This is a genomic window from Deinococcus aerius, assembly GCF_002897375.1.
Classification (GTDB): Bacteria; Deinococcota; Deinococci; order Deinococcales; family Deinococcaceae; genus Deinococcus; species Deinococcus aerius.
The window spans coordinates 129103-155899 of the sequence record NZ_BFAG01000005.1; the positions used below are offsets into that span (position 1 = coordinate 129103).

Annotated in this window: 25 protein-coding genes; 14 read left to right on the forward strand and 11 right to left on the reverse strand. The window is 70.0% G+C overall.

Annotation, left to right across the window (positions count from 1 at the left end):
- Positions 1–73: 73 nt before the first annotated feature.
- Positions 74–730, forward strand: a complete 657-nt coding sequence (locus DAERI_RS08745) for a TetR/AcrR family transcriptional regulator (protein WP_103129048.1) — start codon at positions 74–76, stop codon at positions 728–730.
- Positions 731–904: 174 nt separating this feature from the next.
- Here DAERI_RS08745 and DAERI_RS08750 read toward each other — a convergent pair whose 3' ends face one another.
- The 3 genes from DAERI_RS08750 to DAERI_RS08760 all read right to left on the reverse strand — a co-directional run bounded on the left by DAERI_RS08750 (position 905) and on the right by DAERI_RS08760 (position 5083).
- On the reverse strand, positions 905–2311 hold the full coding sequence (locus DAERI_RS08750; RefSeq protein WP_103129049.1) for a sugar ABC transporter permease: 1407 nt from the start codon (positions 2309–2311) through the stop codon (positions 905–907).
- Positions 2308–3648: an ABC transporter permease subunit gene (locus DAERI_RS08755; RefSeq protein ID WP_165794139.1), complete on the reverse strand. Its 1341-nt coding sequence runs from the start codon at positions 3646–3648 to the stop codon at positions 2308–2310. The genes DAERI_RS08750 and DAERI_RS08755 overlap by 4 nt, the downstream gene beginning before the upstream one ends.
- Before the next feature lie 253 nt (positions 3649–3901).
- Complete coding sequence (locus DAERI_RS08760) at positions 3902–5083, reverse strand: sugar ABC transporter substrate-binding protein (protein WP_103129051.1); 1182 nt, start codon at positions 5081–5083, stop codon at positions 3902–3904.
- A gap of 330 nt (positions 5084–5413) precedes the next feature.
- Between DAERI_RS08760 and DAERI_RS08765 the strand changes: the two genes are divergently transcribed.
- The 3 genes from DAERI_RS08765 (at position 5414) to DAERI_RS08775 (ending at position 8701) form a co-directional block, all read left to right on the forward strand.
- Positions 5414–6664, forward strand: a complete 1251-nt coding sequence (locus DAERI_RS08765) for an MFS transporter (protein ID WP_103129052.1) — start codon at positions 5414–5416, stop codon at positions 6662–6664.
- A gap of 94 nt (positions 6665–6758) precedes the next feature.
- Positions 6759–8018, forward strand: a complete 1260-nt coding sequence (locus DAERI_RS08770; RefSeq protein ID WP_103129053.1) for an RsmB/NOP family class I SAM-dependent RNA methyltransferase — start codon at positions 6759–6761, stop codon at positions 8016–8018.
- An 8-nt stretch (positions 8019–8026) separates the two neighbouring features.
- Positions 8027–8701: a hypothetical protein gene (locus DAERI_RS08775; protein ID WP_103129054.1), complete on the forward strand. Its 675-nt coding sequence runs from the start codon at positions 8027–8029 to the stop codon at positions 8699–8701.
- 419 nt (positions 8702–9120) lie between these two features.
- Here DAERI_RS08775 and deoD read toward each other — a convergent pair whose 3' ends face one another.
- Positions 9121–9828: a purine-nucleoside phosphorylase gene (gene deoD, locus DAERI_RS08780; protein WP_103129055.1), complete on the reverse strand. Its 708-nt coding sequence runs from the start codon at positions 9826–9828 to the stop codon at positions 9121–9123.
- 128 nt (positions 9829–9956) lie between these two features.
- Between deoD and DAERI_RS08785 the strand changes: the two genes are divergently transcribed.
- Positions 9957–10418 carry a DUF6194 family protein gene (locus DAERI_RS08785; RefSeq protein ID WP_103129056.1) on the forward strand — a complete coding sequence of 154 codons (462 nt, stop codon included), beginning with the start codon at positions 9957–9959 and terminating at the stop codon, positions 10416–10418.
- A 47-nt stretch (positions 10419–10465) separates the two neighbouring features.
- Here the strand turns inward: DAERI_RS08785 and DAERI_RS08790 are convergent, their stop codons facing one another.
- Positions 10466–11191: a metallophosphoesterase family protein gene (locus DAERI_RS08790; RefSeq protein WP_103129057.1), complete on the reverse strand. Its 726-nt coding sequence runs from the start codon at positions 11189–11191 to the stop codon at positions 10466–10468.
- 43 nt (positions 11192–11234) lie between these two features.
- Here DAERI_RS08790 and DAERI_RS23075 point away from each other — a divergent pair, with 43 nt between their 5' ends.
- The 5 genes from DAERI_RS23075 to DAERI_RS21980 all read left to right on the forward strand — a co-directional run bounded on the left by DAERI_RS23075 (position 11235) and on the right by DAERI_RS21980 (position 14349).
- Entirely contained in the window at positions 11235–11831 is a 597-nt protein-coding gene (locus DAERI_RS23075; RefSeq protein ID WP_268806286.1) for a low temperature requirement protein A, read from the forward strand.
- Between the two features lie 13 nt (positions 11832–11844).
- Positions 11845–12390 (forward strand): low temperature requirement protein A, encoded by a 546-nt coding sequence (locus DAERI_RS23080; protein ID WP_268806288.1) that lies wholly within the window; start codon positions 11845–11847, stop codon positions 12388–12390.
- A gap of 39 nt (positions 12391–12429) precedes the next feature.
- On the forward strand, positions 12430–12822 hold the full coding sequence (locus DAERI_RS08800) for a MerR family transcriptional regulator (protein ID WP_165794137.1): 393 nt from the start codon (positions 12430–12432) through the stop codon (positions 12820–12822).
- Positions 12819–13808, forward strand: a complete 990-nt coding sequence (locus DAERI_RS08805) for an aldo/keto reductase (protein ID WP_103129059.1) — start codon at positions 12819–12821, stop codon at positions 13806–13808. The genes DAERI_RS08800 and DAERI_RS08805 overlap by 4 nt, the downstream gene beginning before the upstream one ends.
- A 235-nt stretch (positions 13809–14043) precedes the next feature.
- Positions 14044–14349, forward strand: coding sequence for a hypothetical protein (locus tag DAERI_RS21980; RefSeq protein ID WP_133161996.1), 306 nt, complete (start codon positions 14044–14046; stop codon positions 14347–14349).
- A gap of 6 nt (positions 14350–14355) precedes the next feature.
- Here the strand turns inward: DAERI_RS21980 and DAERI_RS08810 are convergent, their stop codons facing one another.
- The 6 genes from DAERI_RS08810 to DAERI_RS08835 all read right to left on the reverse strand — a co-directional run bounded on the left by DAERI_RS08810 (position 14356) and on the right by DAERI_RS08835 (position 19595).
- Positions 14356–14955 carry a helix-turn-helix domain-containing protein gene (locus DAERI_RS08810; RefSeq protein ID WP_103129060.1) on the reverse strand — a complete coding sequence of 200 codons (600 nt, stop codon included), beginning with the start codon at positions 14953–14955 and terminating at the stop codon, positions 14356–14358.
- 80 nt (positions 14956–15035) lie between these two features.
- Entirely contained in the window at positions 15036–15950 is a 915-nt protein-coding gene (locus DAERI_RS08815; RefSeq protein ID WP_235610314.1) for a S1C family serine protease, read from the reverse strand.
- Positions 15951–16089: 139 nt separating this feature from the next.
- Positions 16090–16461 (reverse strand): helix-turn-helix domain-containing protein, encoded by a 372-nt coding sequence (locus DAERI_RS08820; RefSeq protein ID WP_103129062.1) that lies wholly within the window; start codon positions 16459–16461, stop codon positions 16090–16092.
- Between the two features lie 59 nt (positions 16462–16520).
- Positions 16521–17042, reverse strand: coding sequence for a GNAT family N-acetyltransferase (locus DAERI_RS08825; RefSeq protein ID WP_103129063.1), 522 nt, complete (start codon positions 17040–17042; stop codon positions 16521–16523).
- On the reverse strand, positions 17030–18046 hold the full coding sequence (locus DAERI_RS08830) for an NAD(P)H-dependent flavin oxidoreductase (protein WP_103129064.1): 1017 nt from the start codon (positions 18044–18046) through the stop codon (positions 17030–17032). The genes DAERI_RS08825 and DAERI_RS08830 overlap by 13 nt, the downstream gene beginning before the upstream one ends.
- 40 nt (positions 18047–18086) lie before the next feature.
- Positions 18087–19595, reverse strand: coding sequence for a S8 family peptidase (locus DAERI_RS08835; protein WP_103129065.1), 1509 nt, complete (start codon positions 19593–19595; stop codon positions 18087–18089).
- Between the two features lie 144 nt (positions 19596–19739).
- On the opposite strand from DAERI_RS08835, the gene DAERI_RS08840 reads away from it, so the two are divergent.
- The 4 genes from DAERI_RS08840 to DAERI_RS08855 all read left to right on the forward strand — a co-directional run bounded on the left by DAERI_RS08840 (position 19740) and on the right by DAERI_RS08855 (position 26794).
- Entirely contained in the window at positions 19740–20651 is a 912-nt protein-coding gene (locus DAERI_RS08840) for a histone deacetylase family protein (RefSeq protein WP_103129066.1), read from the forward strand.
- Positions 20652–21222: 571 nt separating this feature from the next.
- Positions 21223–22812, forward strand: coding sequence for a peptide chain release factor 3 (locus DAERI_RS08845; protein WP_103129067.1), 1590 nt, complete (start codon positions 21223–21225; stop codon positions 22810–22812).
- 4 nt (positions 22813–22816) lie between these two features.
- A complete protein-coding gene (locus tag DAERI_RS08850) occupies positions 22817–26194 on the forward strand; it encodes a DEAD/DEAH box helicase (RefSeq protein ID WP_103129068.1) in 3378 nt (1125 codons plus the stop codon).
- 51 nt (positions 26195–26245) lie between these two features.
- Positions 26246–26794, forward strand: coding sequence for a cysteine peptidase family C39 domain-containing protein (locus DAERI_RS08855; protein ID WP_103129069.1), 549 nt, complete (start codon positions 26246–26248; stop codon positions 26792–26794).
- Positions 26795–26797 lie beyond the last annotated feature (3 nt).

Consider the following 26797-nt stretch of genomic DNA (forward strand, 5'->3'; position numbering starts at 1 on the left):
GGCCCCACACCGGGAGACTCGCCGTAAAAGGCTTCACAGCGGGCGCTAAAGGGGCGGGCGTATGATCTGACTCGTGGTCAGCGATCCCCCCCGTCCCGCCCGCGCCCGCAGCCCCGAGGAGAAGGGCCAGCGGCGCGACGACATCCTCCGCGCCGCGGAGCGGCTCTGGGCCCATACCCCCTACGCCGACCTGAGCATGAACCAGGTGGCGCGCGAGACGAAACTCGCCAAGGGCACCCTCTACCTGTATTTCGACACCAAGGAGGAGCTGTTCCTGGCGCTGCTCACTGAACACCTGGGGCGCTGGCTGGAGGAGCTGACGGCCCTGCTCGACGAGCGCGGGCCGAAGACGCCGGGCGAGGTCGCCGATGTCCTCGTCGCCTCCACCCGCGGGCACGAGGCGCTGCGCCGACTGCTGATCCTGCTGGGCACCGTGCTGGAACACAACGTGAGCCTGGAACTGACGCTGAGCTTCAAGCGGGAGGTCCGCACCCTGCTCCAGCCGGTCCTCGACCGGGTGCCCCTGCCGCAGGGCGTCACGCTGCGGCTCCTGATGCACCTGTACGCCCTGTCGGTGGGCTGGCAGCAGGTCACCGAGGAGCAGCCCTCCACGGGTTACCTGCGCCGCCAGCCCGAACTCGCCTTCATGTTTCCCTCCTTCGAGAAGGAGCTGTCGTTCAGCCTGCACGCGGTGGTGGATAGGTTGGTCGCGGAAACCGCCCAAGTCTAGGGCGTTGGACAGAAGAATGGTCGCCCTGAACGAAGTGAAGAGTTCCCTCCCAGGAGGTTTGAGGATGCTTCGCTCAGCATGACACTGTTCTTTCGCCAACTGTTTTAGGTCCGGCCAAAAGGAGGAGGCCCCGGGGAGCGTACCTGGGGCCTCCTCCCAAGCTGGAAAGCGTGCCTATTCCTTCACGCCGCCCGCCACGGCCCCACCCACGAAATAGCGCTGGAAGCCGTAGAACAGCGCCACGATGGGGATCGCGCCCAGCGTGGCGGCGGCGGCGAACACGCCCCACTTGGTCGAGAACTGGCCGCTGGTGAAGCTCAGCAGCATGATGCCCACCGTCCACTTCTCCACGCCGGTCAGCAGCACGTTCGCCAGGATGAACTCGGCGTACGTGCCGATGAACTGGTTCAGGAAGATGAACACCAGGATGCCGCCCGACAGCGGCAGCACCACCCGCTGGAACGCCTGCCAGCGGGTGGCGCCGTCCACCATCGCGGCTTCCTCCAGCGACTCGGGCAGCGACTCCACGTAGCCTTTGAAAATCCACGTGTTAAAGGCGATGGCGCCGCCCGAGTAGGCCAGGATCAGGCCGGTGAAGGTGTTGCTCAGGCCCAGCAGCACCATCAGCGTGTACACGGCGACGAGCGCGAGGAACACCGGGAACATCTGGATGAAGATGAAGAACAGCAGGGTCTGGAAGCGGCCCGGAAAGCGCAGCCGCGCCATCGCGTACCCGGCGGTCGTGGAGAGCAGGATCGCCAGGGCGCCGGTCAGGCCGGAGACGAACAGCGTGTTGCGGACCGACAGCAGGAACTTGCTCTCGTTCGTGCCGCCCGTGAACTGCGCCGGGGTCATGAAGATGATCAGAATCGCCAGCGCGGCCAGCAGGACGCGGGTGATCCAGGTGCGGGTACGGTCCAGACCCGCGCTCTCCCGCCCGAAGCGCCCCAGCAGCAGCAGGATCAGCATCGCCGCCAGGCCCGCCCCGACAATGCCCGCGAGCAGCACCTGCCAGCCGGGCATGGAGAAGCCCTCGAACAGTTGGCGGAAGTTGTCGTAGCTCAGGCCGCTGAGCTGGGGCAGGAGCCCCGTCCTGTAAAAGATGTTGGGATTCCCGAAGTCGGGGAAGGCGAACAGGCTGTTGTTGGGGTCGAAGGCCGCCAGCAGCACGTAGAAGAGCGGATAGATGGCGACGAGCACCACCAGGATCAGAAACAGGTGCGTGAGCTGGTCGCCCAGCACCGCCAGGTAGCTGATGCGCCGCCCGGTGCGCGCCTGACCGATGCGTTGCCCCGCCAGGCTGGTGAGCGCCAGCACGCCGCTCGCCGCGAGCAGGAACAGCAAGAAGCGCTTCCAGCCCCCCTCCACGAAGTAGATCGTGAAGCTCTTCTGGCTGTTCGCCAGGCTGCGTACCAGGAAATAGCCGAGGACGACCAGGCCGACCAGCAGCGCCGCCAGGACCAGCCAGGGCAGCGCCCGGCGCAGCGGCCCGGGTTCCCGGTGGACGTACCCCCCCGGCGGCAGGGGTTGCGAGCGCGGAACATCGCGGGGCGTCTGCGGATTCTGGGGAGCGACGGTCATCGGCGGGCCTCCTCGAACACGCCCGCGGCCTTGAAGTTCACCAGGCTGATGGCGAGCGTCAGGAAGAAGATGATGAGCGCGATAGCGCTGGCGAGGGCGAAGTTCTGGCCGCCGCTGCTGGCGAAGGCCGTGTTGTACCCCCACGAGAGCAGGATGTCGGTGCTCTGCGCGGTCGCCTCGCGGCCCTCCTGGGTGGGGCCACCCTTGGTGAGCAGGTAGATGATGCCGAAGTTGTTGAAGTTGAAGGCGAAGCCCGAGAGCAGGATCGGGGTGAAGGAGGTCCGCAAGAGCGGCAGGGTGATGTTCGTGATCTGCTGCCAGCGGCTCGCCCCGTCGATGCTGGCGGCCTCGTACAGGTCCTCGTTGATGGTCGAGAGCGCGCTGATGGTGGCCGTCATCATGTAGGGAAAGCCCAGCCAGAGGTTCACGAGCAGGATGCTGATCTTGGCCCAGAGGGGGTCACCCAGCCACGGGATGGCCGTGATCCCCAGCAGCCCCAGCGTCTTGTTCACGATGCCGAACTGCTGGTTGAAGAGCGCCACCCACATCTGCACGCTGATCACGGCGGGAATCGCCCAGGGCAGGAACAGCAGGGTACGGTAGATGTTGCGGCCCTTGAGCCGCTTGTTGTACAGCAGGATGCCCAGGATCAGCCCCGCGACGGCATTGATCACCACCGTCGAGAAGGCGAAGATCACGGTCCAGAGAAAGACCGGCCACAGCGCCCGGCTCGCCTTGGCGAAGATCTCGCGGAAGTTCGCCAGGCCCACGTACTCGTAGCGGTTGAGCCGGGTGGCGTTCGCCACGGCGAGCCCGGCGGGGGCAGGCGCGGTCAGTGTGACCTGCTTGCCGCTCACGCTGGCGATCTTCGCCCGCACGGGGACGGCGGCCTCCTCGTCGAACAGGATGAGGGTGTCCCCGGCGCAGGTCGGCGTGCGGCACTTCAGGTACTCCTGAATGGTGTTCGCCTGCGGCGTCTCGGCCAGGGTGACCACCCGGCGGTCGGGGCTGAGGCCAGCCGCCGTCCGCACCGCCGAGTCCGGGCTGCCGCTGTTCACCGCGCTGTAGTTGGTAAAGGCGTAGTTCACCGTCAGCACGACGGGCAGCACCGTAAAGGCCGCCAGAAACACGATGGCGGGAAAGAGGTAGTACCAGTTCGTGATCCAGGGGACCAGCCGGGCCGTGACGGGCATCAGCACCAGCAGGGCGCCCAGCGTGTAGACCAGGATCAGGTAGGGCGGCGCCGACGGCAGGACGCGGGCGGTCGCGCCGCTCAGCAGCCAGCCGATCAGCACCGAGACCCCCATCAGCAGCAGGAGGACCAGCACCGCCAGCATAACTCCACCCGCCCCCTCCGGTGGACTGGCCGAGCGCGGAGCGGAAAGACGCGGGGAGGCGGTCACAGTCATGGATGGGGCTCCTTTCGGGCTGGGTTGTCCGCTGGCAAGTACATCATGCTACGCCGTTCTGCCAGCAGGAACCCTTGAGTGTTTGAACAGGTGGGGGGCCGGTGGAGCGGGAGGAAAGGGGAGACGGACGGGAACGCCGCCCCGTCCGTCTCCTGCTTCAGGCCACGCCCCGCACGGCCCTTTACTTGATGTTGCTGTTGATTTCCTGCACGGCCTTGTCGAGGATCTGCGTGTAGTTCTGGTTGGGCTTCTGCACGCTCTGGGCGATGGCGTTGCTCCAGGGGCCCCACACGGCGCCCATCTGGGGCACGTTGGGCATGGGGGTGCCCATGCTGATCGTCTTGCCGAAGCCCGCGACCACCGGGTCCGCCTTGAGCTTGGTCCTGGCCGAAAGGCTGACCGGGATGCGCCCGCCCGCCTTGTTAAAGGCGACCTGCGCGTCCGAGGAGGTGATCTGCTTGGCGAAGGCCGCCGCCGCCGCCTTGTTCTTGCTGTAGGCGTTGATCAGGGTGCCCTGCACGCCCACGAAGGGGCTCCACTTGCCCGCCGCGCCGGGAGGCGTGGGGAAGGGGGCGATGCCCACGTCGAGGCCCGCCTTCTTGATGTCGGACATGTCCCAGGGTCCGGTCAGGAACATCGCCAGGCGCCCTTGCAGGAAGGCACTGCGCGCCGCGTCGCCGCTCACGCCCTCGGGCACCAGGTTGTACTTGTAGCGCAGGTCGTTCAGGAAGGCACTCGCCTTGTCCGCGCCCGCATTGGCGAGGCCGATGTCCTTGGTGTTCAGCGTGCCGCCGTTGTTCTTGAACACGTACCCGCCGTAGGCGTTGATGAACCCGTAGCCCATGTAGGCGTTGCTCAGGTCGTACAGGAAGCCGAACTTGCCGTTGCCGGTGTTCGCCTGCGCGACCTTCAGGAACTCGGCCCAGGTGGTGGGCGCTTTGGACACCAGCTTCTTGTTGTACACCAGCGCCACGGACTCGGCGAACATGGGGAGGCCCAGCAGCTTGCCCTGGTAGGTAAAGGCGCTCACGGCCGTCCGGTCCAGGTCGGTGGTGGTGGTGACGTACTTGTTCAGCGGCTCGACCACGCCCGCGGCGGCCATCTGGCCCAGGCGGTCCTGGGGCAGCGTGACAATTACGTCGGGACCCTGGCCCTTGGGGGCGCTCTGGATGAACTTGTCGGGGATTTGGTCGAAGGGCACGCTGACGACCGTGACTTTGTTCCCCGTCTTCTTCTCGTAGGCTTCCGCCTGGCTCTTGAGCCACGCGAGTTCGCCCGTCCCGAAGTGGGTCCAGACCGTCAGGTTGGCGGCGCTGGCGCTTCCCAGCAGGGCGAGGGACAGAACAGTAAGAGCTTTCTTCATGCTGACTCCTTGGGGCGCGGTGATTGAACCGCTTCCAGAGATTCGATACCCATCGGGCAAGACGAGCCGCACCGCCTCAGCGGGGTCGTCAGGCAGAGTTTCCTCAACGGGGAGGGACCCGGCAGACGGCATCTTCTCGGTGGCTCGCCCGCCAGTATAGGAGGCCGCAAAAATCTTGACAATCCCCTGCTACAAAGCCCTTTTTCATCCCGAGGTCAGACTGCTCCCATCCGGCGGCGTCAAGGGCCGTAACAACGGCGATGGCCTCGTGTCCCTTCCCACCTACATCCGTCCCTGACCGAGCGGTCGGGCGGGGGGTAGACTGGGGGTATGAGCGACGCCCCCCCTCCCCATCGCGGGAGTCCCAAACTGATCCTGTTCCTGACCATCTTCGTCGCCATGCTGGGCCTGAGCGTGCTGTTCCCGATCATCGCGCCGCTGGGGCGGCAACTGGGCCTCAGCGAGACGCAGATCGGCTGGTTCTCCACCGCCTACAGCCTCGCGCAGTTCGTGTTCGCCCCGATCTGGGGCAGCCGCAGCGAACGCGTGGGCCGCAAGCCCATCCTGATCCTCGGCTTGGTCGGCTTCTCGCTGAGCTTCGGGCTGTTCGGGGTGCTCGCTGCCCTGGGCTTGCACGGCGTGCTGGGCGGCACCGCGCTCTTCGCGCTGCTCGTCGGCGCCCGGCTGATCGGCGGCCTGCTCTCCAGCGCCACCCTGCCCACCGCCCAGGCGATGATGGCCGACCTGACCGCCGAGAAGGACCGCGCCGCCGCGATGGGATTGATCGGCGCGGCCTTTGGCCTGGGCGTGGTGTTCGGCCCGGCGCTGGGGGCACTGCTCTCGGGCTTCGGGCTCACCGTGCCCGTGTTCTTCAGCGCGGGGCTGGGCCTGCTGACCGCGCTCGCCGCCTTCCTCACCCTGCCGGAGACGCGCCGGGCGGGCGCTGGAGCGGCCCCCCGGGGGGAACGCCGCGCCCTGCTGCGGCAGCCCGCCATCCTGCTCTTCCTGGCGGTCAGCGCCCTGTACACGCTCGCCTCGGTGGGGATGGAGCAGACCATCGCGTTCTACGTGCAGGACACCCTGCGCCTGGGGGCCGCCGAGACGGCGCGGGCGGTGGGCGGGATGCTCGCCGTGTTCGGCTTCCTCGCCGCGGCGGTGCAGGGCGGGGCGATGCGGCCCCTGAGCAAGAAGGTGGCGCCCGGCCCGCTCATCAGCCTGGGCCTGCTCGTGATGGGTGCGGGCATGTTCCTGCTGCCCCAGACGCACACCTTCTGGGCCATCACCGCCGCGCTCGCCGTGGTCGGGGTGGGGAGCGCCATCCTCGGCCCCAGCCTGAGCGCCGCCCTCTCGCTGAGCGCGGGGGCGAACGGGCAGGGGGCCGTCGCCGGGCTCAACAGCAGTGCCCTCGCGCTGGGGCGCATGACCGGCCCGCTGCTGGGCACCGGCCTGTACCAGACCGCCGGGCACGCGGCCCCCTACCTGCTCAGCGGCGGCGTGTTGGGGGCGCTGCTGGTGTGGACCCTGATCGCCCGGCCCCAGGTCCGGCCCGCGGGGAGGGAGGGGGAGGCCGTCAGGAGCTGAGTCTCCTCCTCCCACCGGCCCGGGTTCCGCCCCCAGCGGTGAGCCCGGGCCGCTTCCTTTCCCGCCCACGGCCTGCTGGCCTTATCCTGCCCCGGTGACTGCCCCCCGCCCCACCGCCAACCCGGCCCGCGTGCTGGCCGCCCGTGTCCTGACGCGCGTGCTGGCGGGGGAAACCTTCGCCGCCCCGGCGCTCGACGCGGCGCTGACGGAGGCGCGGCTCTCCCCCCGGGACGCGGGCCTGGCGACCCACCTCGTGTACGGCACGCTGCGCTACGCCCCGCGCTTAGAGGCGGCCCTCACGCCCCTGCTGCGCGGCGAGACGCACCCCAAGGCGCGGGCGCTGCTGCTCGCCGGGACCTTCGAGAAATTGATCCTGGGCACCCCGCCGCACGCGGTCGTCAGCGAGTACGTGAATGTCGCCCGGCTCGCACGTCTGGCCCCGCCCGGGCTGGTGAACGCCGTGCTGCGCCGGGTCGAGTCGCCGCCGGAGACGGACGAGACCCGTTACGCCCTTCCCGCCTGGCTGATCGGGGTGTTCCGCGCGGCCTACGGCGAGCGGGCGGACACCGTGCTGGCCGACCTGCTCCAGCCGCAACCCCTCTGGCTCAGCCTCTCGGACGCGGGGGTGGGGAGCCTGGAGGCCGAGGGCAGCGTGGTCGAGCCCGGGCCGAACGGGGTGGACCGGGTGACCCTCGCCCGCCCACTGCGCGAGTCCGCCGCGTACCGCCGGGGGCAGGCCCAGCCCATCAACCCAGCCAGCCTGGCCGTGGTGGACGCACTGGGGGAGGTGGAGGGGGCTCGGGTCCTGGACCTCGCCGGGGGGGCAGGGGTGAAGGCCGCCATGCTCGCGGCAAGGGGGGCACGGGTCACGAGCGTGGACGTGGCTGCCCGCAAGCACGAGGCCGCGCGGGCGAACCTGAGGCGCCTGGGCCTGCACGCCGACTTCCTGACCCACGACCTCACCACGCCGCTCGACGTGCCCCCCGCACCGTTCGTCCTGCTGGACGCGCCCTGCACCGGGACGGGCACCCTGCGCGCCCACCCCGAGATCAAGCTGCGGCTGACAAGGGAGGCGGTGGGGGAGATGGCGGCCCTTCAATCCCGGATGCTGCCCAACGCTGCCGCCCTGGTCGAGCCCGGCGGCCTGCTCGTCTACAGCGTGTGCAGCGTCACCCCCCAGGAGGGGCCGGAGGTCGTGCGGGACTTCCTGGCCGGGCACCCGGAGTTCACCCCCGAGCCGCTGCCCGACCTGGAGTTGCCCACCGTGGCCGCTGGAGAGGGCGTGCTGACGGTGCCCGAAGGTGGTCTGGACGGCTTTTTCATTGCGCGGCTCAGAAAGGGGCGGGAGGAGTAGGCTGGGGCATGACGCCCGCACCCCTCCGCCTGCTGCTCCCCCTGGCCGCTCTCCTGGTCCTCGGCGCCGCGCGGGCTCAGACGCCAGCGAACTGCCCTCTGGCGAACGTCGTGGACGCGGACAGCTACGGCCTCCTCACCATCGAGCAGTGGAGTGAGGCCGATCAGGACAATGCGAGTTACCACTGGGCCGAGTGCCGGGCGGCGAAGTTGCAGGCGAGCTTGGCGGGGATGCCGCAGCTCCGGGCGCGCATGGCCACGCTGAGGGGGCAGTTCCGCGAGATGCGGGACCTGGAGAGCGAGCTGGCGGGTATCCGGGCGGGGGGCGGGACGCTGTACGCCCACGCCATTCCCCGCAGCTTCGCGCCGCTGGAAGAGCAGCTTGCCAGTCTGGCGGCTCTTGCCCGGAGTTCCCTGGGGGCGCGGACCGGTGGCCAGTACGCCCGCACCGTTCAGGACGCCCGGCAGAACAACGCCGAGTACATCAGGACTCTGCGGGCCTACAAACCGGGGCCGAACGAGACGTATGGCCTGTACGACCCGAAGGAATGGACCCGGATGGTGAACCGGTACGAGACGCTGAGCCGGGCGATCATGCTCACGCTGGGGTCGCGGGGGGATGCGGCGACGGCGCTGGGGTACAGCATTCTGGTGAATCAGGTGTTTCCGGCGAAGGAGGAGTGAAGGGGGTGGGGCAGGGCAACTTGCTGCGGGTTGCCCCCACCCCCCAGCCCCCTACCCCCAGAGGGGGCAGGGGGAGCTTTCCGCTGCGCTCGGCAAGGGGCTCGGCCCATCGCGTCTGTGGCCGTTTCTCTCTGCGCGCAAGGTTTGATCTTGCTGCTTGCTGAGCCGCGTGCCCACCGTCTCGCTGCGCGAGCAAGGCGGGGTGAAGGCCGTGCGCGAGCGGGCCACTTTGGGGAATGGGCCGTCCAGAATAGACGGTTTTGGGAAGCACAAGTTTTAGCTCTTTTTGCCCCTTGAGGGGGGAGGCTGGGAGGGGGTGTCAAGTAACGCTTGCCCTCCAAAGATTGGGCCTGGAGAAGCTTGTAGAAGAGAGGTGTGCCCGACTTGCCCAGAAGCGAGCCCACCGTCCTCCACGTCTCCTACAGCCCCAACCCCGCGTCGAGCGCGACCTCGATCATCTGGTTGAAGGTCTGCTGGCGTTCCTCGGCGGTCGTTTCCTCGCGGGTCACGAGGTGGTCGGAGACGGTGAGGACGGTCAGGGCCTTGACGCCGTGCTTGGCGGCGAGGGTGTAGAGCCCGGCGGCCTCCATCTCGACAGCGAGGACGCCGTATGCCGCCCAGAGTTTGTACTGGTCGAAATCGTCGTGGTAGAAGGTGTCGCTCGACATGATGTTGCCGACGTGGGTGGTAAAGCCGCGCTCGCGCGCAATCTGGTAGGCGCGCAGCAGCAGGCCGAAGTCGGCGATGGGGGCGAAGTTCTTGTGCCCGAAGCGGATGTTGTTGATGTTGGAGTCGGTGCAGGCGGCCTGGGCCAGCACGAGGTCGCGCACATGCACGTCCGGCTGGTAGGAGCCGCAGGTACCCACCCGAATCAGGTTCTGGCAGCCATAATCCCGGATCAGTTCGTTCACGTAGATCATCGAGGAGGCGATGCCCATGCCGGTGCCCTGCACGCTGACCCGCTGGCCCCGGTAGGTGCCGGTGTAACCCAGCATCCCGCGCACGGAGTTGTGCTGCACGGGATGCTCGAAAAAGGTCTCGGCGATGTGCCGGGCGCGCAGGGGGTCGCCGGGCAGCAGGACGGTCTCGGCGATCTGGCCGGGTTCGGCATTGAGGTGGACGCTCACGCGGACAGGCTAGCAGGCGGGCGCGAACGCCGTCCCACCGGGGAGGTGTTCCAGGATGAAGGCGAACTCAACGACCTGCCCCGGGGTTTGCTCACGGTTCTCAGCGAGGTTGAGGCAGGAGGCTCGGTATGGATGAGCAAGCTGTTACAGAGGCCATTACCCGTCGGTACGCCGACCTAGAGGTGATCGAGTCGTCGGGCAACTTCTTTTTCCAGGTCCGGCCTGGACGGGAGGCTGGCCCCGACCGCTGGCTGCCCTTCGCCACACTGGTCACGAACGACCTGTACGATCGGGCCTCCCGGCTTGAGCGGCCCTCGGTCTTTCGGCTCAACGTCGGGGTGAGTCCGGAAACCTACCGCTCGCTGTTCGGGGAACTGCCGCGGGGCAGCGGGGCGTCCGTCATCGACACCGGGCACGACTACACAGCGCTGGACCGGCTCATGCCGCACCCCCTGTACGCGCCGATGGCCTGGGTCTGCGTCCTCAACCCCAGTGAGGCGACGTTTCAGGCCCTCCAGCCCCTGCTGGACGAGGCCCATACGCGCGCAGCCCGGCGTGGGGCCGCGCGGGCGGAGCGCCGGGAAACGTAGGGTCCAAGTGTTCCCGCCCGTGCCGCCGTGCCTACCGGGCGGTGCCGTTATTCGGCCACCCAGTCCCCCGCCGCCCACGCCGCGTGCGGCATGCCCGAGGCGAGGAGGCCCCGCCGCACCTCCTCCACGTCGTAGGGAACGGCGCGGAAGGTCACCTGCCAGCCTCCTCCCGCCCGGTCAATGAGCAGGTACTCGGCGCGGGCGAGGTTGACGTACCCTCCGCTCCGGCGCTCGAAGGGCAGGCCCACGCTGCCGGGGTTGAGGAGCGTCCAGCCGTCCAGCGTGCGAAGGAGCGGTTTGTGGGTGTGGCCGCCCACCCAGGCCGCCTGCTGTCCGTGCGTGGCCCGCAACTCCTCCAGTCTGTCCTCCGGCGTCCCCGCCGCCAGTTCCTCGTTATCCCGCTCCGGGCTGCCGTGGAAGCACAGGAGGTCGGGGAGGCTGACGGTGGGCCGGTAGGTTCGCAGCACGTCCCGGTCGCCGTCCGTCAGTTGCTCGCGGCCCCAGTTCCCGATCTCCCACCCCTCCCGCTCGTCGGGGAGGCCGCGCGGGGTGAAGGGGCGGGGCGCTTCTAGCATCTCCCGGTCCGCATTGCCCCGCACGACCGGGCAGCCCAGCGCCGCCACCTCCGCCACACACTCCCGCGGCCAGGCGCCGTCCATCGCCACGTCGCCCAGGCAGACGAACGCCTCCGCCCCCTGTGCCCGCATGTCCGCCAGGGCGGCCCGCAGCGCCGGGAGGTTGCCGTGGATATCGCCGAACACCGCGATTCGCATGCCTTACTGTAGAGGTGCGCCCCGATTTCAGGCAGGATGGGGCATGACGGACCTGCCCCGCTCGGCCTTCCAGGCAGCCCGTGAGACGGCCCGGACGGAGCCGGTCATCACGCGGGTGAGCACGCTGGAACTGTTCCTCGACCTCGTGTTCGTGTTCACGGTCACGCAGCTCACCAGTTTGATCGCCGGGGCGCGGAATGGGGCGGATTACCTGGGGGCCGCGCTCGTCTTCATGACGATCTGGTGGATCTACAGCGGGTACGTGTGGCTCACGAGCAACGTGGGCACCGAACGCACGAAGCACCGCCTCCTGATGTTCGCGGGGATGGCGGGCTTTCTGGTGATGGCACTCGCCATTCCGACCGTGTTTGGTGCGGGCGGCGTGGCCTACGGGGTGGGCCTGCTCGTCGTGACGCTGGTGCACGCCGGGCTCTTCACCCGGGCGCGGACGGGGAGCGCGCGGGCGATCCTCGGCATCGCCCCCTTCAACCTGGTCTCGGCGGGGCTGGTGCTGCTCGCGGGGTTTGTGAATCTGCCGTGGGACTGGCCGCTGTGGGTGGCGGCGGTCGGGGTGGTGATCTCCAGCTCCTTTTTCGGGCGCGAGCGGGGGTTCACGCTCAGCCCGGCGCCTCAACGTTGAGCGGCACGGGCTGGTGGTCCTGATCGCGCTGGGGGAGAGCATCGTCGCTATCGGGACGGGGGCGCGCGGCCTGGCCCTGAACGCCACGCTGGTCACGGCGGCGGCGCTCGGGCTGGCCCTCGCCGGGGCGCTGTGGTGGACCTACTTCGACCGCGACGACCAGCGGGCCGAACGCCGCATGGACGCCCTGCCGGACGGGGAGCGGGCCCGCCTCGCGCTCGCCGGGTTCGGCTACGGGCATTACCTGATGCTCGCGGGGATCATCGTGCTCGCCGCCGGGATCAAGGGGGTCGTGGCGCACCCGGCGGACCACGCCGAGCCGCACGTCGCCTGGTGTCTGGGAGGCGGTCTCGCCCTGTACCTGGCCGGGGACGTGCTGTTCCGGCGGCTGATGGGGCTGGGCCCGGGTCGCCTGCGCCTCCTGGCCGCAGTGGGGGCGCTGCTCACGGTGCCCCTCGCCCTCGCCGACGGGGGCCTGGTGCAACTGGGGGCGTGCGTCGCGCTGCTCGTCCTCCTGCTGCTGGCGGAGGCGGGGCGGCGGACAGTGAAGCTCACCTGAAGTTGACTTCGAGTGCGCTCGAAGGCGTACGGTGCCCCTGTGCCGAACCCCTTCCCCCTGCCGATTCGGGAGGCCGCCGCGCTCCTCGGCGTGAGCGCCCACACCCTGCGCTACTACGAGCGCGAGGGCCTGCTGACCGTGCCCCGCGCGGCGGGCGGGGAGCGGCGGTACACCGAGCGGGAACTGGACATGCTGCGCTTCCTGCTGCGGCTGCGGGCGACCGGGATGGGCATGGCGGGGCTGCGGGACTACGTGGCCCTCGCCCGGCAGGGGGACGGCACCGTTGCCGCCCGCCGGGAACTGCTCGTCCGGCACGAGCAGGCCGTCGTCGCGCGGCTGGAAGCTCTTCAAGCGGACCTGGAGGCCATTCGCCACAAGATCGAGAAGTACGACCGGCAGCATTCGCCCCTCACCCACAAGGAGACCGCATGACCACGACTTCCCTTCCCACCCGGCACCTCCGCGACCTCAGCGTGTCCGCCCTCGGCCTGGGCTGCATGGGCATGAGCGAGTTCTACGGCGGGACCGACGACGCCGAGAACCTGCGGACGCTGGACCGCGCCCTGGAACTGGGCGTCACCTTCTACGACACCGCCGACATGTACGGCGTCGGCCGCAACGAGGAGTTGCTGGGGCGTTGGCTCGCGGGCAAACGGGACCGGGTGGTGATCGCCACCAAGTTCGGCAACATGCGCGGCAAGGGCGGCGAGCGGCTGGGGATCAACGGCCGCCCCGAGTACGTGAGATCGGCGTGCGAGGCCAGCCTGCGGCGGCTGGGGGTGGACCACATCGACCTGTACTACCAGCACCGGGTGGACCCCAACACCCCCATCGAGGAGACGGTCGGGGCCATGAGCGAACTCGTGCAGGAGGGCAAGGTCCGCTTCCTGGGCCTGTCGGAGGCGTCCGCGGGGACGCTGCGCCGCGCCAACGCCGTCCACCCCATCGCCGCCCTGCAAACGGAGTACAGCCTGTGGACCCGCGACCCCGAAGGGGGCATCCTGCAAACCTGCCGGGAACTCGGCGTGGGCTTCGTGCCGTACAGCCCGCTGGGGCGCGGCTTCCTGACCGGGCAGATCAAGAGCCCCGAGGACTTCGCCCCCGATGACTTCCGCCGCGTGAGCCCGCGCTTTCAGGGCGAGAACTTCCAGAAAAACCTCGACCTCGTGCGCGAGGTGGAGCGGCTGGCCGCCGAGAAAGGCTGCACGCCCTCGCAACTCGCGCTCGCCTGGGTGCTCGCGCAGGGCGACGATCTCGTGCCCATCCCCGGCACCAAGCGGGTGAAGTACCTGGAGGAGAACCTGGGGGCGCTGGACGTGCAGCTTACGCCGGAGGACCTGTCTCGCATGGACGCCGCCTTCCCGGTGGGCGCGGCGAGCGGGGAGCGTTACCCGGATATGAGCAGCGTGAATCGCTGAGGGTTTGGGAGCACAGCATGGGATTTGAGGGGCTGTTTGTGGTGTGATGGGGTGGATGGCTCTTTGGCAGTTCACCTTCAGGCCGGTTCCCCGCCCTGCACCAAACGTCTCCCCTGAAGACTTGTGGTGCAGATTCGGCTGGAAGGCTCAGCCCGTTCCTGAAGCCTTGCTGTCCCGGCTGTGTGACTTGTTGCCGTTACACGAAACGTATGGCACTGGAGACGATGCGAGACTCGTGTACGGGGAGCCAAGTCAAGACGACATCCAGGTGGACTACGAGGGTGGGCGGGTAGTTGAAATTCAGGCTCGCCTTGACTTGAGAAACCCGAACACCGCCCTGTTGCGGGCTATCGTAGAGGCGACAGCAGCAGCAGAAGCGGTCTTCGTTTCCAGTGAGGAGCGCGTGTTCGAGGCCGAGTGGAACGCAGTTGTGGCCGAAATTCTGGCTTCGCGGGCCGCGCGATTTGTTCATGACCCGATGGGCTACTTGAAGTGGCTGACGAATACTTCAGCTCATCAGGACACCTCAAGTCAAAGCTAACGGCTTCTACACACTCACCAGCCCTAACTGAATCCCCCGTGCCACCGCTGCCGCCCGGCTCTGCACCCCGAGCTTGGAATACACGGCCTGCACGTGGAACTTGACGGTGCTCTCGGTCACGCCGAGTTCCCGCGCGGCCCGCTTGTTGCTTAGCCCCTCGGCGAGCAGGGCCAGCACGTCGCGCTCGCGGGGGGTGAGGGACACGTCCCCGGTGGGAAGGGGGCTTTCGCCTTCCTCCCCGGCTGGAGTTGCCGGGGTGGGCACGAGCGCGGGGGGCAGCACCGCAAGGCCTGCCGCCGCACCGAGCACCCCCGCGAGGAGTTCGCCGGGCGTGGCGTCGAGCGGGAGGGCTGCCCAACCGCACGGCGCGAGTTCGGCCAGGACCCCGGCCCAGGCGGGCGAACCGACCGCGACCACCCCGATGCCCTCCGGCCACACCTCCGTCAGGGCGTCGGGGTCGTCCAGCCAGCCGTCGTCGAGAACGAGGACCTCGCCCCCCTCGGCCACCACGGGCAGGCCCGCCGCGAGGAGCAGGGCGCCCAGGCCCGCGCCCAGCAGCGGGGAACGGGCGCTGACCTGCACGGCGGGCAGCGAGGAGGCCGTCATGCCCGATGCTACCCGCCGCAACGCCGGAGTCGGGGCCGGTGAGGTCTCCCCACCGCCCCGCCCCGGCCGCCCGGCGGTCTTCAGCGCGTCCCCACCGTCAGGGTGAGGTCGAGTTCCTGCCCGCCGCGCAGCACCCGCACGGTCAGGGTCTCCCCGGCCCGCTCGCGCACGCGCTCCAGCAACTCGCCCGGGTGGCGGATGCCCTCGCCTTCAAGGGCGAGCAGCACGTCCCCGACGAGCATTCCGGCCCCCGCGGCGGGGCTGCCCTCCTCGACCTGCACGACGGCGAGGCCGACGCGGCCACCGTCACGCCCCCAGCGCCCATGACGGCCCCGGCGTGACCCGCGCTCGGGTTCGGTGCCCTCGCCCGCCGGGTCGGGGAAGCGCACGGGTTGGGTCGCCACCCCCAGGTAGCCGCGCGGCACCCGGCCCTGCGTGCTCAGCGTCTCCGCCACCTTCAGGGCGCGGGAGGCGGGCACGGCGAGGAGGATGCCGCGGCTCATGCCCGCGTTCAGCACGCCGACCAGCCCGCCCCGGGCGTCCACCAGGGCGCCGCCCGACACTCCCCGGAAGGGCGCCGCGCCCGCATTCAGCCAGCCGCGCAGCGGGCCGCGTTCCGGCGCCGCCTCCCGCTCCATCAGCCCCAGGCTCACCTGCACGCCGTGGGTCGGGCGGCCCACCGCGAGGAGCAGTTCACCTACCCGCGCGCCCGCGCTGGGGCTGAGCGGCGCCACGTTCAGCCCGTCCACCCGCACGAGCGCGAGGTCCGTCGCCGGGTCGCGGCCCGCCACGGTGCCGGGCAACTCGCGGCCATCTGGCGTCCGCACCGTCACCTCGTCACTGTGCAGGACGTGGGCGACCGTGAGCACCTGCCCGTCCGCGATCACCGTGCCGCTCACCGTCACCGGCCGAACGCCCATCACCGTCACTACACTCTGTCCCGCCGCGCGCACGGCGTCCGCCATTCCTGCCGAAAGGTCTTGAAAGGTTGTCATGCCCCCAGGGTGCGCTTCCGGCGGGAAGTTCACCTCGGGCAAATGGGGGGCGACTTCCCCCTCCGAATGGGCGGGGCGTGGGGCGGACGTGTTGAGCAGGCCGCCCCGAGCCATGGGACGACCTGCTCACCTCTTGAACCTAGGACCCAGCCCAGGTTCTCAGGTAGTCGGCCACGAGGTCGCTGACGTTCACGCCCTCCCGCGCCGCCTTCTCCAGTTGCGCGGCCTTCTCCTCGCGGGTCAGGGGCAGCCACAGCGCGACGTACTCGCGCCCATGCTCCACCTTGAACTCGCCGCCCTGCTCGTCGCGCTGAACCACACCGCTGTGCCCTTCCATCCCGTCCTCCGTTCCGGCCTTCATCAGCCAGTCCACCACGCGCGCTTTGAGGAAGCGCCACTCGCGCCCGACCTTGCGACCGGGAATCTGCCCACCCCGCACCAGCGCGTAGGCCGTCGTTTCACTCACCTTCAGATAGGCGGCCAGCTCCTCCAGCGTCAGGACTTCATCCATGCGCTGATTCTGTCACCTCCTTTCAGATGACCCTATCTCGCGCTATCTAATGCTGTTTGTCAAAAGGTGGGGGGAGTTAGAGCAAACTGGCCCCACTTGAGCTCATACCACACCGTCGTGACCACCTCGCCACAGTACGTGTCCGGCCCTCCCTCCCTGACCTCGCGGAAGCCCAACCGCCGCATCAGCGCGTGTGAGCGGAGGTTGGGGGCGTGGACCTCGGCGGTGATGGTCTCCAGGCCCAGCGTGTCAAAGCCGTGCGCGAGCATCAGCCGTCCCGTCTCCGCGCCCACCCCCCGGCCCCACAGCGCCCGCTCCCCGATGGCGATGCCGAACTCGCCGGAGGTGGGGGTGAGGTCCGCCAGGTCCACGTACCCGACCAGCCGCCCGTCCAGTTCGGCGCCCAGCCGCAGGAAGTCCGGTCCCAGCCCCGAGATGACGCGTGACCAGTGTTCCCGAACCTTGCGGGGCGCCAGCCCGGCGGTCCAGCCCGTCGCCAGGCAGAACTCGGGGTCGGCGGCCCAGCGCATGGCGGCTTCCTCGTCGCCGGGGCGCAGCGGGCGCAGGCTTACCCGTCCCATAACCCCGCCAGAAGTTCCGCCGCCGTGCCTTCCCGTCCCCGGTGGGCGCCCTCGCCCGCCCAGAGGCTCAGGAAGTCTGCCCGCCCCAGGCGCGCCGCCGCCGCGCGCAGTTCGCGGGTCAGCGCGTTCTGGAGGGGGAAGGGGAGGGGACAGCGCACCCCCGCCGTCACCCGGTTGGCGAGACCGCGGGCCATCCGGCCGCTGAAGGCCCGGGTGAGCGTCGTGTCTCCCGGCCCTGCTGAGGCGAGCGCCCCCCGGTAGGGGGCAGAGGTGCCCGCCTCGTCCGCCCGCAGAAAGGCCGTGCCGCACTGGGCGAGGCTGGCCCCGGCCCCCAGGGCGGCGCGAACGTCCGCCGCGTCCATCAGGCCGCCCGCCGCAATGACCGGGACATTGACGGCCCAAACCGCCACACGGGTCAGGTGCAGCGTGTCCTCCAACTCGTCGTGAGTCCAGCCTCCTCTGTGGCCGCCCGCCGCACCGCCCTGCACGACGATGGCATCCACCCCATCCGCTGCGAGCGCACGGGCCTCCACTCCCCCTGTTGCTGTACCGACGGCGAGAATGCCTGCCGCACGTAACGCCGCAATCCTGGCAGCTCCCAGCCTTCCAAAGGCAAAGGAGAACACGGCGGGCCGGACCTCCAGCGCCGCCCGGAACTGCGCGTCGAAGTCCTCCCGAACTCGCTCGCCTAATGTGGGTGGGGGCAACCCCAGTTCCGTGTGCAGCGGCGCGAGTTCGGCGATCGCCGCCTCCACCTCTGCGGTCGTGACCTCCGGCAACGGCCCGGGGATGAACAGGTTGATCCCGAAGGGCCGGGCCGTGAGCGCCCGCACGGCTTCCCCCGCCGCCCCAATCTGTCCGGCTGTCAGGTACGCCGCGCCCAGGCTGCCCAGGCCGCCCGCCTCACTCACCGCCGCCGCGAGTTCCGGCGTCGAGGGTCCCCCCGCCATCGGCGCCTGAATCACCGGCACCCGCAGGCCGAGCCGCTCCATCAGGGCGTTCATTCGGGAAGTCTACGGGCGTGATCCCAGGGTCGGCGGGACCTCAGCGGGTGGCGCGGTCGGCGTTCACCAGGCCGCCGCCGAAGGTCTGCTTCTGCCCGATCCTCTCCGCCGTCGCCTTCAGGTGGGCGCGCAGCCGTCCGGCCTTCCAGTCCGGGTGCAGCGCCTTGACGAGGGCCGCGACCCCCGCCACGTGGGGAGCCGCCATGCTCGTGCCCGAGAGGTAGACGTAGCCCGCGCCGCCGTCCTCGTGGATGACGCTGGAGAGGATCATGTGGCGGTAGGAGTCGTCGGGAAGCTGGTACGAGTTGCCGCTGGGCCCGTCGCACCAGCTCAGGTTGTTATCCGGGTTCGTGCCGCAGTCGCCCCCCGGCGCGGCGAGGTCGGTGCTGGGCCCCCAGTTGGAGTAATAGGCCAGGACGTCGCGCCCCTTCGGCCACAGGACGCCCTGCTCGTCGCCCTCCAGGCGGGTGGTGCCGGTGGCCGAGACCGACATGACTGCCGGGAGGTCGGAGGGCAGGTGTGCCAGCTTCCCCCGGGAACTCTCGGCGCTGTTGCCCGCCGCCGCCACGATCAGCGTGCCTTTCCGGGCCGCGTAGTTCGTCACCCGGCTCCAGGCGTGCCACATCGCCTTGTGCTGGGGGTTTGAGAGGTCGAGCGTACTCGTCATGCTCATGTTGATGACCGCCGCGCCCCGGTTCGCCGCGTCCAGGATCGCCGCGAAGACGGGTCCGTCGAACGCGCCGAACTGGTCCTGCCCGTCCGCCGAGCGGTAGCGGTCGAACACCTTGTAGGCCGCGATCCTCACCCCCGGCGCCACCCCGGTGATGCCCTCCCCATCCGCCCGCCCCGTGATGATGCCCGCCACGTGGGTGCCGTGCCCCTGATACGTGGGGGTCGTCCCCGCGGTGCAGGCGTCGGCGGAGGGGCCGCCGGGCGCGGCGGGGTCGAGGTAGCTGCGGTAGACCGGGTAGCCGCTCGCGCCGCCCGGCCCGCCCGCCTCGCGGCAGTAGTTCGTGCCCACGTTGAGGGCGAGCTGTCCCCGCAGGTCCGGGTGGTCGTCCATCACGCCGGTGTCGAGGACGGCCACGAGCACGTCCTTCTGCCGCCCCCCCGCCCGGCCCGCGCCCGCCCCGGCCCCGATGCGCCGCATATCCCACTGTTGCCCCGACAGGTCGTCGAGGCTGCTCGTTCCCAGGGCCGCGATCTCCTGCACGGCGGGCAGGCTGAGGTGGCCCTCCGGCCCGACAGCCAGCACCTCGGGGTCGGCGGCCATTCGGCGCCCGAAACTGGCGTCCCCGGTCGCGGTCGCCACCCCCACCCCGCTCAGGTTGCGGCCCAGCCGCCCCCCCGCCCGGGCCACCCGCGCGGCCACGTCGGCGGGTCCTCCCTCGGTCCTGAACACCACGAGGTACCGTTCGCGCCGGACCGCCTGCGCCTCAAGGTCGGCGGCGGCGCCGGACGCCTTGGGGGTCTGGTCCCCCGTCGGGAGTTGGCCGCAGGCCAGCAGAGACGACGAAAACATGACGACGGCGAGCGACTTCTTGAGCATCCCGTTCCCCCACCCGTGGAAGTACACAGCAAACTGACCGCAGGGTAACTTGGGGGCTGTGATCCAAGTGTGCGGGGTCGAAGTGGGGGGGCGGGCTGTGGGCGGGGGAGATCCGGGCAGGCGGTCAGCGGCGGCCTCTTCCCCATGACCTCCCCCTTTCCCCGCGCCTGGACGGGCTTTCGGCGCCCGGCCTACCAGGCTGGCCCCCCGCCCCGGCGCCAGTTCCTTCCCCGCGAATTCCTGGAGGCGCTGCTTGCGGGGGCGGCCGCCCGGCTCCCGCTGCTCGACGCTCCCCGGCTGGACTGGGCCGACGCCGAGCGGGTCCACGATCCCGCCTACCTCGCGCGCTGGCGCCGGGGGGAGGTGACGCGGGCGGAGGAACGCGCCCTGGGCTTTCCCTGGAACCCGGCGGTCGTGGAGCGCGGCCTGCTCTCCAGCGGGGCGACACTCGCCGCCACCCGCGACGCGCTCGCTCACGGCCTGGGCATCAATCTGGGCGGGGGCACCCACCACGCCTACCGCGACCGGGCCGAGGGATTCTCCTTCCTGAACGACGTGGTCATCAGCACGCGCTGGCTGCTCGACCAGGGCCACGTCCGGCGCGTCCTGATCCTCGACCTCGATGTGCATCAGGGGAACGGCACCGCCGCCATCCTTCAGGGCGAGGAGCGGGTGTTGACCGTCAGCGTTCACGGCGCGAACAACTATCCCTTTCAGAAGGAGCGGAGCGGGCTGGACCTCGCCCTGCCCGATGGCACCGGGGATGAGGCGTACCTCGCCGTGCTGGATGAGGTCATCGCTCCCGCCGTCGCCCGATTTCGGCCCGATTTCGCCTTCTACCTGGCGGGGGCGGATGTGCTGGGGGGGGATCAGCTCGGGCGGCTGGCGCTGACTCCTGGGGGAGTGCGGGCGCGGGATGACCGGGTGTTCCGGTGGGCGGCCCGGACGGGGACGCCGCTCGTGACCGTCATGGCGGGGGGATATAACCGGGACCCGCGGAAGCTGATCGAGACCCGGCTGGGGACGTTGGATGCGGCGCTGGCGGCGTTTGGGTGAGGGCTGGGGAGGCGTGGGGCAGGGCATCTTGCTGCGGCTTACCCCCACCCCCCCAGCCCCCCTACCCCCACCGGGGGTAGGGGGGAGCTTTCCGCTGCGCTCGGCAAAGGGCCCGCCCACTGCGCCCGTGGCCGTCCTCTTCTACTCGCAATGTCTGATCTTGCTGCATTCTGAGCCGCTCGCCCACCGTCTCGCTGCGCGAGCCGACGTGGTGAAGGCGGTGCGAGAGTGAGCCGAAGGGTGGGGATCGGCCGTCCACAGTTGACGGTTTTACGAAGCAGAAGCTTTGGCGCTCTTACTCCTCCCCCCTTGCGGGGGAGGTGGGGAGGGGGGTGGCCGCCGCAGGCTGCCCTCCTAAAGACAGGATGACCCGTTCCCCGAGCGGTGGTGTGGCGACCAGCGCCTGCCGAGCTGTCGTTGGATCCGTGCCTGGCGATGCCCCGCCTCCTGCGCTGCGCTATCATGCTCGGATGACGCATCTCCTCCCGCCCCCGTAGCGCGAGTCGCAGATGCCGCGTTTGTCTTCCGAATCAAACCAGATCGGGTCGCCCTGGCCCGCGCAGGAGTCCCCATGACCACCCCCGCCACTTCACTGGAGCACGAGATCGCCCGCCGGCGAACCTTTGCCATCATCTCGCACCCGGACGCCGGGAAGACGACGATCACCGAAAAACTGCTGCTGTACGGAGGCGCCATTCAGGAGGCGGGCTCGGTGACGGCCAAGGAAGGCCGCTCGCACACGAAGTCCGACTGGATGAGCATCGAGCAGCAGCGCGGGATTTCGATTTCCAGTTCCGCGCTGACGTTCGAGTACGCGGGCCGGCACATCAACCTCCTCGACACGCCGGGCCACCAGGACTTCTCGGAGGACACCTACCGCACCCTGACCGCCGCCGACTCCGCGCTGATGGTTCTGGATGCGGCGCGCGGCGTGCAGTCGCAGACCGAGAAACTGTTCGCGGTGTGCCGCAACCGGGGCATTCCCATCCTGACCTTCGTGAACAAGATGGACCGCCCCGCGCTGGACCCATTCGAACTGCTCGCGCAGGTGGAGGGCACGCTGAAGATCACCGCCGTGCCGCTCACCTGGCCCATCGGTGACGGCCCGGACTTCAAGGGCGTGTACGACCTCGGGACCGGGCAGGTCCTCGCCTTCGAGCGCACCTCGGGGGGCAAGCACCGGGCGCCCGTGCAGACGGCGGGGCTGGACGATCCCCGGCTCGTGGACCTCGTCGGTCCCGACCTCGCCGCCAAGCTGCGCGAGGACGTGGAACTCATCCAGGGCGCGATGCCGGAGTTCGAGCCGGGGGCCTTCCTGCGGGGCGAACTCACCCCGGTCTTCTTCGGCTCGGCGATGAACAACTTCGGGGTGGAGCACTTTCTCGCCCACTTCGTGGACCTCGCCCCGCCGCCCGGCCCGGTCGAGACGAACCTGGGCGAGCGTGACCCCGACGCGCCGTTCGCGGGCTTCGTCTTCAAGCTTCAGGCCAACATGAGCAAGCAGCACCGCGACCGCACCGCCTTCATGCGCGTGATGAGCGGGCATTTCGAGCGCGGAATGGACGTGACGCACACGCGAACCGGGCGCAAGCTGCGCCTCAGCCAGGCCCACACCCTCTTCGCCCAGGACCGCGAGAAGGTCGAGGAGGCGTACCCCGGCGACATCGTCGGCCTGGTCAACCCCGGCGTGTTCCAGATCGGCGACGTGGTGAGCGTGGACCCCAAGGTGCAGTTGCCGAGCTTCCCCCGCTTCACGCCGGAGACCTTCGCCACCCTCTCCCTCAAGGACGTGGGCAAGCGCAAGGCGTTCATGAAGGGCCTGACCCAGCTCGCCGAGGAGGGCGTGGTGCAGGTCTTCTACCCCACGGACGGGGCGCGTGACCCCTACCTGGGCGCGGTCGGCCCCCTCCAGTTCGAGGTCTTCCAGGCCCGCCTCGCCGAGGAGTACGGGGTGGAGGTCGAGATGCACGTGACCTCGTACCAGCTCGTCCGCTGGTTGGCGGGTGACCCGGGCAGCGTGGCCCGTTTCGCCCGGCACGTGGAGGACGACCAGGGCCGCCCGGTGATGCTCTTCCGCAGCAAGTACGACCTCGACTACACCGCCGAGCAGCACCCCGAGATCGAGTTCCTGCCGCTGCCGCGCGACCTCACCCGGGTCTAAGAGGATGCGGCTGGAGCGCGTGCCCCCCGCCTTCTTCTCCATGCCCGCCGTCAGCGCGGCGCTCGGCATGAGCCCCAAGGCCGTCGGTGAGGTGGAACTCACCCGCACCCGCTTCGGGTTCAAGGGGCAGTCGCAGGTGAAGGAGGACGGCCGCATCTACCGCCAGAGCTTCCTGCTGAACGAGGCGGGGATTTTTACCGGCGGCGAGTGCGGCTGCGGGCGCAAGGGCTGCCCCCACCTCGCCCGCGTCCTGCTGAGCCCGGCGCTGGAACGGGCGCTGGAGGGGGCGGGGGGAGAGGCCCAGGAGGCTGTCCCGGCCGGGGCGCCCGTCTCTCCCGGGGAGGAGGACGCTCCGCTGCCCCCGCTGGCGAGTCCGCTGCGGGCCTGGCTCAGTGTGGCGGCGGACCTGGGAGGTCCGGCTGCTCGGCGCGAGGAGCAGGAAACCCTGCGCTTCGACCTGAATCTCGCCCTGCGCTCCCGCTCCGGCCGCGAGGTCCTCGCCTTGCAGGTGCGCCGCGCGGCTGAGCGCCGCGGAGAACTGCGGGCGGGTCCCACCTTCCCCCTGCCGCACACCCTGCGCTGGGCGGGGGGCCTGACCGACCCCAAGGGACTGCCCCGCTACGCCCGCCCCGACCGAGACCTGCTCCACCTCCTCGCGCTGGGGGCCGAGAGCGGCGTGCAGGGCGGCGAGGAGACGTGGTTCCTGGGCACGCATCCCCTCACCGACACGCTGCTGGCGCGGCTGCTGGACTCCGGGCGGCTGTACTGGGCGGGAGGGCGCGAGCCGCTCCGTCCCGGCCCCGAGCGGCAGGTCAGCTACGACTGGGAGATGGACAAGGGCGGCGTGCAGCGGCCTGCGGTCAGCCTGCCGGAGGGGGTGCGCGTCCTTCCCGTCTCGCCCCGCTGGTATGTGGGGGAGGGGTTGCTGGGCCGCGTCACCTCGGTGCTGCCCCCGGCGCTGGAGAATGCCTTTCTGGGGGTGCCCCCGGTGCCCCCCGCCCAGGCCGCCAGCTTCGCGCAGGCGCTGCGGGAGACCTTCCCGGACCTGGGGGACGCGCTGCCCACCCCGAAACCCGTCCGCACCGTCCGCACGCCCCTGGAGTACCAGCCCGTCCTGACCCTGCGCGAGGAGGCGGTGGAGGTCAGCCGTCAGCAGGGGTGGCGGCGGGCGAACGCGGTGGAGCGCCTCGGAGTCGCCCGCCTCAGCCACCTCTACGACGGCAAACCGCTGGAGGCCCCGCGCCAGCACTACGAGAACGGCATTCTCCACCTCGCCTCCCGCGACCCCGCCGCCGAGAAACGGGCGAGCGGGCAGGTCACCCGGACGGGCCTCAGGCGCCTCCAGTCCCTGCAACCGCGCGGCGACCACATCCGGCATCCTGAGGCGAACGCCTTGTATGCCTTCCCGCAGGAGGGCGACTGGCAACGCTTCCTGACCGAAGAAATCCCGAGGCTGGAGGCCAGGGGCTTCCGGGTCGATATAGACCCCTCCTTCCCCTACCGCTTCGCCTCCATCGAGGACTGGTACGGCGAGGCCGAGGAGGAGGGCGGCTGGTTCACCCTCGAACTCGGGGTGGTCGTGGACGGCGAGCGCCACAGCCTGATCCCCATTCTCGTCTCCCTGATCGCCGAGCACCCCGACCTCTTCACGCCCGAGGCCCTGGCCGCGCTGGGGGACGAGGACATCCTCAGCGCGCGGCTTCCCGATGGCCGCCGATTGCCGCTCCCCGCCGGACGGGTGCGGGCGATCCTCAGTGTCCTCGTCGAACTGCACCTGCGCGACCTGCCGCCCGGACCGCTGAAGCTGCCCCTCCTCGACGCCGCCCGCCTGGCGATGCTCGACGAGGCGCTGCACGCGCGCTGGCTGGGGGCGGACCGTCTGCTCGAACTCGGGCGCCGCCTGCGGAACTTCGCGGGCGTGAGGGAGGTTCCGCCCCCCGCCGGGCTGAACGCCGACCTGCGCCCCTACCAGCGGCAGGGCCTGAACTGGCTGCAATTCCTGCGCGAGTACGACCTGGGCGGGATTCTGGCGGACGATATGGGGCTTGGCAAGACGGCTCAAACTCTCGCCCACCTCCAGACCGAGAAGGAGGCGGGCCGCGCCGACCGCCCCAGCCTCGTGGTCGCCCCGACGAGTGTGATCGGCAACTGGCGCGCGGAGGCCGCCCGCTTCACGCCGGGCCTGAAGGTACTGACGCTGCACGGGCCGCACCGCAAGGCCGACTTCGCCCGTATTCCCGACCACGACCTCGTCCTCTCGACCTATCCGCTCTTGCCCCGCGACGTGGACCGCCTGCGCGAGCATGAGTTCCACCTCCTCGTTCTCGACGAGGCGCAGAACATCAAGAATCCGAAGAGCGCCGCCGCGAAGGCCGCTGGAGCCCTCAAAGCCCGTCACCGCCTCACCCTGACCGGCACGCCGCTGGAGAACCACCTCGGCGAGCTGTGGTCGCAGTTCAATTTCCTGACGCCGGGGCTGCTGCACGACGAGAAGACCTTCCGCGAGCTGTACCGCGTGCCCGTCGAGAAACAGGGGGACCGCGCCCGGCAGGCCGCCCTCGCCGCCCGGGTGAAACCCTTCATCCTGCGCCGGGAGAAGCGCGACGTGGCGCACGAGTTGCCGCCCAAGACCGAGATTCCCGTCCGCGTGACGCTCGACGGCGACCAGCGCGACCTCTACGAGACGGTGCGGGTGACCATGCTCGAACGGGTGCGCGAGGAACTCGACGCCCGGGGCCTGGCCCGCTCCACCGTCGCCATCCTCGACGCGCTGCTCAAGCTGCGGCAGGCGGTGACCGACCCGCGGCTGGTGAAGCTCGACGCCGCCCGCAAGGTGAAGGGCAGCGCCAAGCTCGACTGGCTGATGCAGAACCTCCCCCAGATGGTCGAGGAGGGCCGCCGCGTCCTGATCTTCTCCCAGTTCGCCTCCCTGCTCGGCCTGTTGGAGGAGACGCTAACGGACCTGAGCATCGGGTACGCCAAGCTGACCGGGCAGACGAAGAACCGCGTGGCGCAGATCGAGCGCTTCCAGGGGGGCGAGGTGCCCGTCTTCCTGATCAGCCTCAAGGCCGGGGGCGTGGGCCTGAACCTCACCGCCGCCGATACGGTGATCCACCTCGATCCCTGGTGGAACCCCGCCGCAGAAGCGCAGGCGACCGACCGTGCCTACCGCATCGGGCAGGACAAACCCGTCTTCGTCTACAAGCTGATCGCGGCGGGCAGCGTGGAGGAGCGGATTCTCGACCTCCAGAACCGCAAAGCGGCGCTGGCAAGGGGCGTGCTCGACGGCGGCCTGACGAGCGCCACGCAACTGACGACGGGGGACCTGGAACGCCTGTTCGCGCCGCTGGAGGAGGATGAGCCGGAGCCCGTGCCGGGCTGACCTCGCCCGCCCGTAACCCTTTCGTCAGAGCGGCTGGGGCATCCTGCGCCCGTGAGTGTCCTGCGTCCCCTCCTTCTCGCCGCGCTGCTCGGCGGCGCACAGGCCGCCCCCGCCGGGTATGTCCTCTCCGGGATGCCGCTGGTGCACCAGACCTATAACGCCTGCGGCCCGGCGAGCATCACGCAGGTCCTGGGCTACTTCGGCATCAACGTCAGCCTCTCCGACGTGAGCCGCCTGACCCGCCCCACCGAGCGGTCCTACATGACGGCGCAGGCCATCGTGGACTTCGCCCCGAAGGTCGGGATGGAGGCGCGGCTGTACCGCGGCGGCTCGCTCCAGACGGTGCGCGCGGCCATTCGGGCCCGGCTGCCGCTGATCGCCCTGCAATCGCACATCACCGCCACCCAGGTCATTCCCCACTGGCGGGTCGTGACCGGCTACGACGACACCCGGCGGGAGGTCTACCTGATGGACCCCCTCCTGGGCTACGTCCTGATGAGCTACGCCGACTTCACCCGCGTCTGGGCCGACCACCAGGGGGAGTTCGCCGTGATGTACCCGCCCGAGTGGAGGGGAACGGTGCGAAAGGTGATCGGGTAGGTC

Coding starts and splice junctions, on each gene's coding strand:
- DAERI_RS08760 (WP_103129051.1), bottom strand. CDS start 5,083: ATGAAGAAAGCTCTTACTGTTCTGTCCCTCGCCCTGCTGGGAAGCGCC.
- DAERI_RS08810 (WP_103129060.1), bottom strand. CDS start 14,955: ATGACGGCCTCCTCGCTGCCCGCCGTGCAGGTCAGCGCCCGTTCCCCG.
- DAERI_RS08830 (WP_103129064.1), bottom strand. CDS start 18,046: ATGAACGCCCTGATGGAGCGGCTCGGCCTGCGGGTGCCGGTGATTCAG.
- DAERI_RS08840 (WP_103129066.1), top strand. CDS start 19,740: ATGACCTCCCCCTTTCCCCGCGCCTGGACGGGCTTTCGGCGCCCGGCC.
- DAERI_RS23075 (WP_268806286.1), top strand. CDS start 11,235: ATGACGGACCTGCCCCGCTCGGCCTTCCAGGCAGCCCGTGAGACGGCC.
- DAERI_RS08750 (WP_103129049.1), bottom strand. CDS start 2,311: ATGACCGTCGCTCCCCAGAATCCGCAGACGCCCCGCGATGTTCCGCGC.
- DAERI_RS08755 (WP_165794139.1), bottom strand. CDS start 3,648: ATGCTGGCGGTGCTGGTCCTCCTGCTGCTGATGGGGGTCTCGGTGCTG.
- DAERI_RS08850 (WP_103129068.1), top strand. CDS start 22,817: ATGCGGCTGGAGCGCGTGCCCCCCGCCTTCTTCTCCATGCCCGCCGTC.
- DAERI_RS08815 (WP_235610314.1), bottom strand. CDS start 15,950: ATGACAACCTTTCAAGACCTTTCGGCAGGAATGGCGGACGCCGTGCGC.
- DAERI_RS08785 (WP_103129056.1), top strand. CDS start 9,957: ATGGATGAGCAAGCTGTTACAGAGGCCATTACCCGTCGGTACGCCGAC.
- DAERI_RS08845 (WP_103129067.1), top strand. CDS start 21,223: ATGACCACCCCCGCCACTTCACTGGAGCACGAGATCGCCCGCCGGCGA.
- DAERI_RS08805 (WP_103129059.1), top strand. CDS start 12,819: ATGACCACGACTTCCCTTCCCACCCGGCACCTCCGCGACCTCAGCGTG.
- DAERI_RS08790 (WP_103129057.1), bottom strand. CDS start 11,191: ATGCGAATCGCGGTGTTCGGCGATATCCACGGCAACCTCCCGGCGCTG.
- DAERI_RS08835 (WP_103129065.1), bottom strand. CDS start 19,595: ATGCTCAAGAAGTCGCTCGCCGTCGTCATGTTTTCGTCGTCTCTGCTG.
- DAERI_RS08820 (WP_103129062.1), bottom strand. CDS start 16,461: ATGGATGAAGTCCTGACGCTGGAGGAGCTGGCCGCCTATCTGAAGGTG.
- DAERI_RS08765 (WP_103129052.1), top strand. CDS start 5,414: ATGAGCGACGCCCCCCCTCCCCATCGCGGGAGTCCCAAACTGATCCTG.
- DAERI_RS08825 (WP_103129063.1), bottom strand. CDS start 17,042: ATGGGACGGGTAAGCCTGCGCCCGCTGCGCCCCGGCGACGAGGAAGCC.
- DAERI_RS08775 (WP_103129054.1), top strand. CDS start 8,027: ATGACGCCCGCACCCCTCCGCCTGCTGCTCCCCCTGGCCGCTCTCCTG.